The 10,944-nt window shown below is 64.6% G+C and carries 11 protein-coding genes and 1 pseudogene; 7 read left to right on the forward strand and 5 right to left on the reverse strand.

The annotated features are described in order from the left end of the window. The first annotated feature begins 44 nt into the window (after positions 1–44). Together HNO80_RS08505 and HNO80_RS08510 are read left to right on the forward strand one after the other, a co-directional pair. On the forward strand, positions 45–806 hold the full coding sequence (locus HNO80_RS08505; protein WP_249777224.1) for a FadR/GntR family transcriptional regulator: 762 nt from the start codon (positions 45–47) through the stop codon (positions 804–806). Between the two features lie 112 nt (positions 807–918). Beyond that, positions 919–1,839 carry a 2-hydroxyacid dehydrogenase gene (locus HNO80_RS08510; RefSeq protein WP_175322406.1) on the forward strand — a complete coding sequence of 307 codons (921 nt, stop codon included), beginning with the start codon at positions 919–921 and terminating at the stop codon, positions 1,837–1,839. A gap of 15 nt (positions 1,840–1,854) precedes the next feature. Here the strand turns inward: HNO80_RS08510 and HNO80_RS08515 are convergent, their stop codons facing one another. The 5 genes from HNO80_RS08515 to HNO80_RS08535 all read right to left on the reverse strand — a co-directional run bounded on the left by HNO80_RS08515 (position 1,855) and on the right by HNO80_RS08535 (position 5,352). Further along, complete coding sequence (locus HNO80_RS08515; protein WP_175322407.1) at positions 1,855–2,676, reverse strand: MBL fold metallo-hydrolase; 822 nt, start codon at positions 2,674–2,676, stop codon at positions 1,855–1,857. 311 nt (positions 2,677–2,987) lie between these two features. Continuing rightward, on the reverse strand, positions 2,988–3,728 hold the full coding sequence (locus HNO80_RS08520; RefSeq protein WP_175322408.1) for a hypothetical protein: 741 nt from the start codon (positions 3,726–3,728) through the stop codon (positions 2,988–2,990). 51 nt (positions 3,729–3,779) lie between these two features. After that, a complete protein-coding gene (locus HNO80_RS08525; protein WP_175322409.1) occupies positions 3,780–4,031 on the reverse strand; it encodes a DUF1272 domain-containing protein in 252 nt (83 codons plus the stop codon). Between the two features lie 91 nt (positions 4,032–4,122). Continuing rightward, on the reverse strand, positions 4,123–4,560 hold the full coding sequence (locus HNO80_RS08530; protein WP_175322410.1) for a VOC family protein: 438 nt from the start codon (positions 4,558–4,560) through the stop codon (positions 4,123–4,125). Positions 4,561–4,650: 90 nt separating this feature from the next. Further along, positions 4,651–5,352 (reverse strand): GntR family transcriptional regulator, encoded by a 702-nt coding sequence (locus tag HNO80_RS08535; protein WP_175322411.1) that lies wholly within the window; start codon positions 5,350–5,352, stop codon positions 4,651–4,653. 233 nt (positions 5,353–5,585) lie between these two features. On the opposite strand from HNO80_RS08535, the gene HNO80_RS08540 reads away from it, so the two are divergent. From HNO80_RS08540 to HNO80_RS08560, 5 genes and pseudogenes are all read left to right on the forward strand, one after another. Continuing rightward, on the forward strand, positions 5,586–6,752 hold the full coding sequence (locus tag HNO80_RS08540) for a mandelate racemase/muconate lactonizing enzyme family protein (RefSeq protein ID WP_175322412.1): 1,167 nt from the start codon (positions 5,586–5,588) through the stop codon (positions 6,750–6,752). A gap of 92 nt (positions 6,753–6,844) precedes the next feature. Beyond that, positions 6,845–8,218: a cation:dicarboxylate symporter family transporter gene (locus HNO80_RS08545; RefSeq protein WP_217500710.1), complete on the forward strand. Its 1,374-nt coding sequence runs from the start codon at positions 6,845–6,847 to the stop codon at positions 8,216–8,218. Between the two features lie 116 nt (positions 8,219–8,334). After that, positions 8,335–9,282, forward strand: a complete 948-nt coding sequence (locus HNO80_RS08550; protein WP_175322413.1) for a phosphoglycerate dehydrogenase — start codon at positions 8,335–8,337, stop codon at positions 9,280–9,282. A 34-nt stretch (positions 9,283–9,316) separates the two neighbouring features. Then, entirely contained in the window at positions 9,317–10,396 is a 1,080-nt protein-coding gene (locus HNO80_RS08555) for a tartrate dehydrogenase (protein WP_175322414.1), read from the forward strand. A gap of 325 nt (positions 10,397–10,721) precedes the next feature. Further along, positions 10,722–10,944, forward strand: a pseudogene (locus HNO80_RS08560) (hypothetical protein); the annotation flags it as partial.

The raw sequence follows: 10,944 nt of genomic DNA on the forward strand, positions 1-10,944 counted from the left end.
GGTCCAATTCCAAGACCTTTTACAAATATGTATAAGTTGGTGCCATGGGCAAGAGCAAAGATGACGGGCCCGAAGGGTCGCTGGACATGCCTCTGGCCGCGATGTCCCGGGCCGATGAAATCACCGACCGGCTAATCACGGCGATTGCGGTAGGCGAATACTTGCCGGGCGCGCGCTTGCCGTCGGAACGCGATCTGGCAAAGTCCTTGCATGTGGGACGGATGACGGTCCGAGCCGCCATTGGCCGTCTAGTCGACCAAGGCTTGCTATCGACACAGCGGGGCCGTGCGGGTGGCTCGTTCGTCCGGGAACAATGGACAGCGGCGTCCAACGCGTCAGTGCAAAGGACTCTCTCGTCCCGCTGGGAATCGTTGCGCGACACCTGCGAGGCCATGGTCCACCTTCACGGCACGATCGCCCGGGCCGCGGCAGAGAACCGGACCGACGCTGACGCTGTTGTGCTCAAGGAGCGGCTGGAAGCCTACCGTGAGGCCGAATCGGGCACCGCCTCCCAAAAGGCCGACGCGAGGCTCCACACGGCTATCGCGGAAGCGTCGCATAACCTGACTCTCAAACGCATTCTCCTAGAGCTCGAAGCGCAGATCGGGCTCGCGGCGCCAGCCCATCTCTGGGGTTTCCCTGAGGGCATGCGCGAAATGGAGCTCCGCGCGTTAGCCGATCATGAGCGGCTCGTTGAGGCTATTTGCGCGAAGCGCCACGCCGAGGCGGCAGCCATAGGGTTAGCGCATGCCCGGATCGACATCGAGTTGCTTGAAGCGGCGTTGAACAGAGCTGGCTCGAACTAGGCGCTGTCCACACTCAGCGCCCGAATCTCACCACTGTCGTTGGCGACGACGGCGGCCGTCACCTTCCGCCGTCGTCCGCCACTGGCCGCGCCGGCCTACTAGGCTGGCAACTATGCCGAAGAAAATTACTGTCAGCCTGCCGGACGCAACCCTGCGTGAATACCTCCAGCCCCACCCGGATGTCACCGTCCTCGAGTGGGACCTGTCCGGCGAAGCGCCGCAGCCGAGCATCGACATCGTCGTTCCGCCCTACATGGGCGGCTGGGCCGCGCTGCGCGGGCTGGAAGGCGTGGAGACCGGGCTGGTACAGAGCCAGTCGATCGGCTACGACGGCGTCGAGGAGTTCCTCCCGTCCGGCCGGGTCATGGCGAATGCCGCGGGCGTCCACGAGGCGTCCACCGCGGAACTGACCCTGGCCCTGATCCTGGCCAGCCAGCGCGAATTCCCCCGGATGCTGAAAAACCAGCAGGAGGGCCGCTGGGAGAGCCGTCCCACCGCCAGCCTCGCGGACCGGCGCGTGATGATCGTCGGCTACGGCGGCGTCGGCAAGGCGATCGAGGACCGGTTGCTGGCCTTCGAAACCACCGTGACCCGGGTGGCCAGCAAGGCCCGCTCCGACGCGCGCGGCCAGATCCACGGCATCGACGAGCTGCACAGCCTGCTGCCGGAGCACGACATTGTGGTCGTGGTGGTCCCGCTCAGCGATTCCACCCGACACCTGATCGACGACGCCTTCCTCGCGGCCATGCCCGACGGCGCGCTGCTGGTCAACGTCGCCCGCGGACCGGTCGCGGACACCGAAGCCCTGGTGAAGCACACCGCCTCCGGCCGGATCCGCGCCGCCCTGGATGTCACCGACCCCGAACCGCTGCCGCAGGACCACGCGCTTTGGGGCACGCCCGGCGTCATCATCAGCCCGCACATCGGCGGCGCGACCTCTGCCATGCGACCGCGGATGGGCAAACTCCTGCAGCGGCAGATCGAGCTGATGCTGGCGGACGAACCGCCGGCGAACGTTGTGATCGGCGGGTAGCTCAGCGCGGGGCCGCTATCCGGGTCTCTCGTTCTGCCCCCTTTGGGCGAGCTGCTCTACCTGCCCTCGATGCACGCCGGCCAGCCATTCCAGCGGGGCCGAGGGGCCTAGCCGCGGGTCGTCGGGCTCAGCGCCGTCCCGCACGGCCTCCACATACGCGCGATCTAGCTTGATGCGCGCTCGCAACTGCTCGGCTCCGCCGACTGACCCGTGACCGGGGACGACGGCGACAGCGCCGTCGGCCGCACTCTCGAGCAGCAGCAGGGCGGCGAGGTAGTCGTCGATCGGGTCCGCGGCCTTCAGATCGAGGAACGGCATCAGGATGTCGGAAAGCATGTCGCCGGCGACGAGGACGCCGCGGTCCTCGATCAGGAGCGCCGCGTGGCCCGCGGCATGGGCCTGGTGCTCGATGATCCGGACCCTGGGGCCATCCCAGGGAATCTGCGTGGTTCCTGCGGGCAGACCGGTGATAAGGCCCAAGAGTTCCATCGGGATCTCCCCGGCGAACTCCGGCGGCAGCACTCCGGCCACGCGGGCCTTCCAGTCCGGCTGCGCCAGCAGGTCCTGGATCGGTGCCGCGCAGCGGGCCGTGGCGTAACGGGGCACGTGGCCGAAGTCCGGGTGCCAGAGCACGTGGTCCCAATGCGGATGCGTCGAAAAGCCTGCCACGACGGGCTGGCCCAAGTCGCGAAGGTCGTTCGCGAGTGCGGCCATTTCGCCGTCCGTGATGCCGGGGTCGATGAGCAGCACACCGGCCCGGCCCTGAACGATCACGCAGTTGCTCTGCAGGAACTCGCTCTCGTGGGCCAGAACGCCCTCAGCGACTTGCTTCAGCACGACGTGCCTTCCCCTGTGTTTGGTAATGCCTGCCGAGACGGTATTCCTGGGCGGGAGCGGAGCGCAAGGACTACGGCGTCGTTTTTTCACGCAGGGGAAATTCAGGTCCCGGCGCGGGGCTTCCAATTACCAGCACCTTCTCGCTGGGTTCTGGATCGAAGGGGAGACAGTGAGTTGCGGCGAGACGTGGCGGCGTCCCAGCGGAGGGCCAGCAGGCGGTAATGCCCGCGAATCTCTTCGGGGGCAACGGTCATGGCCAGGCGTGTTCCTCATTCGATCGTGGCGAATCTCCGTCCCCGATGAACGACAGCCTAGGAGCTGAGGCGCAGGTCGAACGCTGCTTCGCCGGTGCTCCACTCCGGGCCCAGAGCCTCAGCCCCGGGGTTCCTCAGGAAGTCTTCCAGTGCCGCCTCGACAGGTCCCAGGGGGTGGACGAACCGCGAGGGAATGAAGCCCTTCATCGAACCCATCGGAACTTCCACCGAAGCATCGGCGGGCTGTTCCGGTCGCGACAGGATGGACCACGAATCTTCCCGCTCTGCGTTGGAGTTCCGGTGACAAACCAACGTCGACATCGCAGATCCGGCCGCCTCAAAGCGGGCCGCTCCGTGCTCGACGACGACGCGCTCCTGATTGTCCCCGTCCAAAGCATGTAAGGCGTCCCGGGCGGAGCTGCGCGCTTCGGCTGAGGTATTGACCCCTTGTCCGTTAACCACCCACGGGGACTTCACCATGTCCTTGGTGACGGCAAGCCTCCAGGCTGCGCCAAGATTGGATCCCGACACGTATCCACCCATCCAGAAGAGCCCGGGTGGCCCCAACAAGAGACCGGCGACGAGGAACGATGCAAGAAGCAGAAGGGTGAGCCACTTCCAACGCACACCGAAACGCCAAGAGAAGGTACTCACCGCCAGCCCAGCCAGCAGGGGTCCCAGATCCTGCGATGGCTCAGTGTTCGCACCGAACATCATCAGTCCGACCGTGGCGCCGAGTATCACCGTGCCGACGACCAAGTAGAGCCTGATCTCATTCCTGGTTTTGTTCCCCGCCATGATTAATTCTTCCTGGGTTGAGCGCAGGCCGTTCTGACTCTGTCTGTGCCGCTAACTGACGTTGAGTTTTTCCTGGCAACTCGGGGATACCACCCTCAACGCGCTCGGCGGATTAGACGCCAACGCCGCCGCGGGTCGAACAGGGCGTCGCTGAAGGTCGCCACCGCAGTTCGGGCAAGCCCGATTCTTGAAGCGGTCCACGCAGTTTGGGCACCAAGTGCATTCAAACGTGCAGATGTAAGCCTCGTCAGAGGGAGCGATGTCGCGGTCGCAACATTCGCAATTTGGGCGAATCTCAAGCATGCGACCACCCTATCCCAGGGTTCCTTGACGGCACGGAGTGCTTCGATCAGCCCGGTAAGCCCTGCAACAGGGGCAATTCGGGGCCGAGCCCTCAGTTTTTCTTCAATTCCTCGGCGATCATCACGAGGATGCCGCTGGGACCGCGGAGGTACGTGAGCTTGTAGATGTCCTTATAGGTCGCCACGCCGCGCAGCGGATAACAGCCGTGCCGCGCGGCTATTTCCAGGGCTTGGTCGATGTCAGGGACTGAGAAGGCGACCCGGTGCATACCGATCTCGTTGGGACGGGTTGGCGCCGTCTCGATCGCCTCGGGGTGGATGTATTCAAAGAGCTCGAGGCGGCCGTGACCGTCCGGCGTTTCGAGCATGGCAATTTTGGCGTGATTGCCGTCAAGCCCGACGGCGGTGTCGGTCCAATCGCCGCTGACGGTGTCCCGGCCGACGACCGCCAGGCCGAGGTCGGTGAAGAACGCGATCGCCTCCTCGAGGTCGCGCACGGCGATGCCGACGTTCTCAAGTCTGATGTTCATGCTCTTCACGCTACCGAGCCGGCCCGGTTCAAATCCAGCAGCGCCTTCAGTCTGTGCCGAAACCTTTAGCCTGCGGAAATTTCGCAGAACTTAGGCGGTTTTTTCCAGTGTGCCCGACTGCCCGTTCTCGCGTTCCTCCAGGGCTCCGGTTACCGATGCAGTGAGGCTGTTGGCGATGTGGGTGCGGGCGAGCTCGGCCGCACCGGCGCCGTCGCCGGCGATGACCAGGTCGAGGATCTGGTGGTGCTGATTCAGGTCGATCGTGCGGGGCTCATCCCCGGACGGCAGCTCGAGGCCGATGCGGCGGTAGCGGTCGGATTTGTCCCACAGGTCGTCCAGAAGCTTAATCATGAAGTCGTTGTGCGAGGCGGCGTAGACGGCCCGGTGGAATTCGCGGTGCACCGTGATCGCGTCCTCGCCCCACACCCGCGTGACAGGCAGGAGCTTGTCGGCTGCTGAGCGCATGGCGTCGATGTCAGCCTTGGTCCTGCGCGAGGCTGCCAACGCCGTTGCCGATGGCTCGAGGGAAAGGCGAACCTCCAGTAGCTCGCGGGCCTCCGAGGCGCTCATGTCAGCCACGCGGGAGTCCCGGTGGGTGTCCATGGTGATCAGGCCTTCACTTGAGAGCCTGCGGATCGCTTCCCGTAGCGGGGTGATGCTCATTTGCATGCTCTCCGCCAGTTCGTACTGGGAGATGCGCGAGCCCGGGGCAAGGCCGCCAGAGAGGATCAGTTGGCGCAGCTCGCTGTACGCCAGGCTGCCCTTGCTGGAAAAGACGTTCGTCGTGCTCATCTGCCGCTCCGAATCTCTCACCGAGGTGTGGCCCCGTTGCTCACAGTGTAGGTTCTGGAGACATCTTATAAGAAATTTGGCTCCGAGGCTTGTGCTCCGCGTCACCCCGGGCTAGCCTTTGACGCAAGTCTTATAAGATATTCGCTCGTGAGGCTGCCGCCCGAATGATTAAGCGGTCCAGCCTGAGGTGAAGTCTTATAAGAAATAAGATATTCAATAGGAGAGACCAAAGAATGAAAATCGTTTCCGCCCACGTAGGCACCATCCCCATCAGCTCCTCGATCCGGAACGCGTTCATTGACTTCACCAAGATGGACTGCACCATCATTGCGCTCGTCAGCGACGTGTTCGTCGACGGAAAGCCCCTGGTTGGCTATGGATTCAACTCCAACGGCCGCTATAACGCCACGGGCATCCTGCAAGACCGCATCCTGCCGCGCCTCATGGATGCCCCGTCCGAAGATCTCCTCGATGAGGACGGCCAGCTTTCTCCGGAGAAGGCCTGGGACCTGATGATGTCCAACGAGAAGCCCGGTGGCCACGGTGAACGCTCGGTCGCCGTCGGCGTCGCCGACATGGCCCTGCACGACCTCGCAGCCAAGATCGCCGGAGTGCCGCTGTACCGGTGGATCTCAGACCACTACGGCGACGGCAACCCGGACAAGGACGTCTTCGTCTATGCAGCCGGCGGCTACTACGCGCCGGGCAAGAGCCTGGAGGACCTGCAGAACGAGATGCGCGGCTTCCTGGCCAAGGGCTACAACGTCGTAAAGATGAAGATCGGCGGCGCCGACCTCGCCGAAGACCTCCGCCGCATCGAGGCGGTGATCGAGGTGCTCGACGGCGACGCTTCCCGCCTGATGGTGGACGTCAACGGCAAGTTCGACCTGGAGACGGCACTGGAATACGGCAAAGCCATCGACCAGTACGGGCTGTTCTGGTACGAGGAAGTCGGCGACCCGCTGGACTACGCCCTGAACGCCACCCTGTCCGAGCACTACAGGAACCCGATCGCGACCGGAGAGAACCTGTTCTCCCTGCAGGATGCCCGCAACCTGGTCCGCTACGGCGGGATGCGCCCGGACCGCGACTTCATCCAGGTCGACCCGGCCCTGAGCTACGGCCTCACCGAATACCGCCGGATCCAGGACATGCTGGCCCAGCACGGCTGGTCCTCGCGCCGGTGCATCCCGCACGGCGGACACCAGTTCTCCCTGCACATCGCGGCGGCCCTCAAACTTGGCGGCAACGAGTCCTACCCGGGCGAGTTCCAGCCCACCGGCGGTTTCACCGACGACGCCGTCATCCTCAACAGCCGCGTGGCCCCGGGCGATCTGCCGGGCATCGGGCTCGAAGGCAAGGCCGAGTTCTATAAGGTCCTGCGCGCACTGCACAACTAAGCAATCCGGTAGTGCCCCGGTCCCGGGCAGCAGGACTGCCCGGGACCGCACCCCTCGCTGTCCTCAATCTGACGTGCAAAGGAGCACCCAAGATGTCGTCCCACACCCTGCAGAATCCGCAACATTCCGCCGCGTCCAAGCAACGATCCCGGTTTGGCCGGCTGATGCGCGAACTCTGGTTCCAAGTCGTCCTGGGCGCCGTCCTAGGCATCGCCGTCGGGTTCCTCCTGCCGTCCGTCGGCAAACAGCTCACGCCCCTGAGCGATTGGTTCATCGCCCTGGTGAAGATGATCGTGATCCCGGTGGTGTTTTGCGTGGTGTCGCTCGGCATCGCCTCGATGGACAGCCTGCGCAAAGCCGGGCGCATCGGCGTCAAGGCGCTGGGCTACTTCATCGCACTGTCACTGGTGTCGATGCTGATCGGCCTGGTCGTCGCCAACGTCTTCCATCCCGGCACGGGCATGAACATCGATCCCTCCAAGCTGGACGCCAGCAAGGTGCCGGCAGCCGCTAACAAGAGCTTCGACGGCCTCGAGTTCATCAGCAATATCATTCCCGAATCGCTGTTCGGGGCCCTGACCGGCCACACCATCATCGCCGCGCTCATGGTCTCCATCGTGTTCGGGGCCGCCCTGAACGTCTCCGGAGAGTCCGGCGCGTTCCTCACCAAAGGCATTCAGGCCCTCTCCACGGTCATCTTCAAGATCGTCAGCTGGGTCATGCGCCTGGCTCCGATCGGCACCTTCGGTGCACTCGCCGCCGTCGTGGCCAACTACGGCACGCAAAGCCTGCAGCAGCTTGGCTACCTTGTCCTGCTGTTCACCGGAACCTGCGTCGTCTACGTCCTGGTAGTCCTGGGCGCGATCGCCCGGGCCTGCGGACTGAACATCTTCGCGGTCATGCGCTACCTCAAGGCAGAACTGCTGATCGCCTTGAGCACCTGCTCCAGCGAAGCCGTCCTTCCGCAGCTGATCAAGAAGCTCGAAAACATGGGCGTCGGCAAGTCCACCGTGGGCATCGTCATCCCCTCCGGATTCTCCTTCAACCTCGACGGATCTGCCGTCTACCTGACCATGGCCTCGGTATTCCTGGCCCAGGCCGTCGGCATGGACCTGTCCTGGGAGCAGCAGCTGGTCATGGTCGGCGTCATGATGCTCACCAGCAAAGGCACCGCGGGCATCGCCGGCGGCGCCTTCATCGTCCTGGCCAGCACCCTGAGCTCTGTGGGCGGCATCCCGCTGGCGGCACTCGCCCTCATCGTCGGCATCGACCGGCTCCTGAACGAAGGCCGCGTGTTCATCAACGTTCTTGGCAACGCGATGGCAGCAGTCGTCGTGGGCAAGTGGGAGAAAGACTTCGACCCGGACCAAGCACGCAAGGCCCTGCATGCCGCAGGCCGGAAGAAGAACGTCCTCGCGCCCAAAACCCTGGAAACGGTAGAAGGCGAGAAGGTCGACGTCCACTAAGGCCGCACCCGGTCAGGACCGCCGCGCAAACCGCGGCGGTCCTGACCGCGTAGACCCACAGGCCCCCGCCGACGGCAACCCACGCCGGCCCCAACAAAAAGGAACCCACCATCACCATGGCCGCCCGCATCCTGATCACCACCGACTACCTCCAACCCGGAGACACCGTTGACCAGCTCCTGCGCGAACGCGGCCTGGAACCGGTCTACTCGCCATTCCGGGGGCCGCGGACCCTTGAGGAACGCCGCTCGTTGTTCGACGGCATCTCCGGCGCGATCCTCGCCAGCGAGCCAGTCACCGCCGACATGCTCACCGGCGCCGCCTCCCTGCGGGTCATCGCGCGCAGCGGAGTGGGGTACGACTCCATCGACGTCCAGGCCGCCGTCGAACAAGGAATCAGGGTCTGCAACGCACCCGGAACAAACCACCACTCGGTCGCCGAACTGACCATCGGACTGATCATCATGGCCGCACGCCGCCTCGCCGAGGTCACCAGCGCAGTCCGCCAAGGCCGCTGGCCCCGGGAAGCCGGCCACGAACTGCGCGGTTCCACCCTCGGCATCATCGGTTTCGGCCCAAGCGGGCGGGCCACGGCGAGCCTCGGTATCGCCCTTGGCATGACCGTCCTGGTCAGCACCGCCCACCCCGATCACGAATCCGGCGCGGTCCACTTCACCGACCTCGATACCGTCATTCGCCAGGCCGATTATCTGTCGCTGCACACCCGCGGCGGCCAGGGCGCAGGCACACTGATCGACGCGTCCCGGATGCAGGCGATGAAACCCTCCGCCGTCCTCATCAACACGGCCCGCGGCTCACTCGTGGATGAGGCGGCCCTGGCCACAGCACTTTCCGACGGCACCATTGCCGGCGCCGCGCTGGACGTGCTCGAGAGCGAACCCCTGCCCGGCGGCAGCCCCCTTCGGGGCCTGGGCAACGCCCTCATCACCTCCCACCTCGCCGGCCAGACAGTCGAAGCCCGGGCACGGGCCGGCCTGGCCGCTGCGCACGCCGTCATCGACGTCCTCGAGAACCGCGAACCGGCACACCCGGTCGACCGCTAGCCCGAACACCCAACACCGACAACGAAGGATCGTCATGTCGAACCCCCACCGCATCGCAGTCATCCCCGGCGACGGAATCGGCACCGAAGTCGTGCCCGAAGGGCTGCGCGTCCTGGACGCCGCAGCCTCAGCCTTCGACCTGAACCTCATCTACGAACACTTCGACTACGCCTCGGCTGACTACTACACCCGGCACGGAAAGATGCTCCCCGACGGATGGTTCAAGGAACTGAACCAGTTCGATTCCATCTTCTTCGGCGCCGTCGGATGGCCCGACGTCGTCCCCGACCACGTTTCGCTGTGGGGCAGCCTCCTGCAGTTCCGCCGCCACTTCGACCAGTACGTCAGCCTCCGCCCGGTCAAACTCCTGCCCGGCGTGCCCAGCCCCCTGGCAGGCAGGGTGCCGGGCGACGTCGACTTCTACGTCGTGCGCGAAAACACCGAAGGCGAATACTCCAGCATCGGCGGGAAGATCTTCGAAGGCACCGACCGCGAAACGGTTGTCCAGGAAACAGTCATGACCCGCACCGGCGTGGACCGGATCCTCAAATATGCCTTCGACCTGGCCCAAAGCCGGCCCAAGAAGCACCTCACCTCCGCCACCAAGAGCAACGGCATCTCCATCACCATGCCCTACTGGGACGAACGCGTGCAGGAGATGGCGGCCGCATATCCCGAAGTCAGCATGGACAAGTTCCACATCGACATCCTCGCCGCGAACTTCGTCATGCACCCCGACTGGTTCGACGTCGTCGTCGCCAGCAACCTCTTCGGCGACATCCTCTCCGACCTGGGCCCGGCCTGTACCGGAACCATTGGCATCGCACCCAGCGGAAACATCAACCCCGAACGCAAGTTCCCCAGCCTCTTCGAACCGGTCCACGGGTCCGCCCCGGACATCGCCGGCAAGGGCATCGCCAACCCCGTCGGCCAGATCTGGTGTGCCGCGATGATGCTCGAACACCTCGGAGAGCTAGAAGCCGCAGCCGCGATCACCACCGCCATGGAAACCGTCCTAGCCCGCGGAACCCATGCACTCACCCCGGACATGGGCGGCAACGCCACTACCGAAGAACTGGGCAACGCCGTGGCCTTGGCCCTGACCGGACCATGACCGCATCAACTAGCAGCCACAGCCGGCCCTTGCCCGACTACGGAGAACCAATCGTGCTCCGCCAGTACATCCATTGGCGCCGACTTATCGGAGAGCGGGTCCAGATCCGCCAGCACGGCCAAATCATCCGCATTGGAACCGTCGATGAGGCCATGGCAGATTCCACAGCACTATGGATCGCAGGCGACGCCGTCCAACCACGCACCATGTACGAAGCCGCACTCGGGATCGAGGTCTGGACAGATATCCCCGAACTATCGGACAGGGTCGACTACCGCATGGCCTCACCGAAGTCCTCTCCGGACTGGTTTAGAAAGGAATCCCAATGACGTTCCCTACATCCACGTCCCTGGCGACAGACAATGCCAACTCGGCACCGTCACCGCTGAGCCGCACCGTTCAAAACCTCATCCCTGAGCGCAACGTTCCGGCCGAAATCGCCCGCTCCTGGCTGCTGGTCAACGCCATGAAGCCGGAACTCTTCGGACCGTCCGCGGAGTCCCGCGCGGACGCCATCATCCTGGACATCGAAGACGCGGTGGATCCCT

It is taken from the genome of Arthrobacter sp. C9C5 (assembly GCF_013359735.1).
Taxonomy (GTDB): domain Bacteria; phylum Actinomycetota; class Actinomycetes; order Actinomycetales; family Micrococcaceae; genus Arthrobacter.

Excerpts from the sequence above, each read along its gene's own strand:
- HNO80_RS08505 (WP_249777224.1), top strand. The coding sequence starts at position 45 with ATGGGCAAGAGCAAAGATGACGGGCCCGAAGGGTCGCTGGACATGCCT.
- HNO80_RS08510 (WP_175322406.1), top strand. The coding sequence starts at position 919 with ATGCCGAAGAAAATTACTGTCAGCCTGCCGGACGCAACCCTGCGTGAA.
- HNO80_RS08520 (WP_175322408.1), bottom strand. The coding sequence starts at position 3,728 with ATGGCGGGGAACAAAACCAGGAATGAGATCAGGCTCTACTTGGTCGTC.
- HNO80_RS08525 (WP_175322409.1), bottom strand. The coding sequence starts at position 4,031 with ATGCTTGAGATTCGCCCAAATTGCGAATGTTGCGACCGCGACATCGCT.
- HNO80_RS08530 (WP_175322410.1), bottom strand. The coding sequence starts at position 4,560 with ATGAACATCAGACTTGAGAACGTCGGCATCGCCGTGCGCGACCTCGAG.
- HNO80_RS08535 (WP_175322411.1), bottom strand. The coding sequence starts at position 5,352 with ATGAGCACGACGAACGTCTTTTCCAGCAAGGGCAGCCTGGCGTACAGC.
- HNO80_RS08540 (WP_175322412.1), top strand. The coding sequence starts at position 5,586 with ATGAAAATCGTTTCCGCCCACGTAGGCACCATCCCCATCAGCTCCTCG.
- HNO80_RS08545 (WP_217500710.1), top strand. The coding sequence starts at position 6,845 with ATGTCGTCCCACACCCTGCAGAATCCGCAACATTCCGCCGCGTCCAAG.
- HNO80_RS08550 (WP_175322413.1), top strand. The coding sequence starts at position 8,335 with ATGGCCGCCCGCATCCTGATCACCACCGACTACCTCCAACCCGGAGAC.
- HNO80_RS08555 (WP_175322414.1), top strand. The coding sequence starts at position 9,317 with ATGTCGAACCCCCACCGCATCGCAGTCATCCCCGGCGACGGAATCGGC.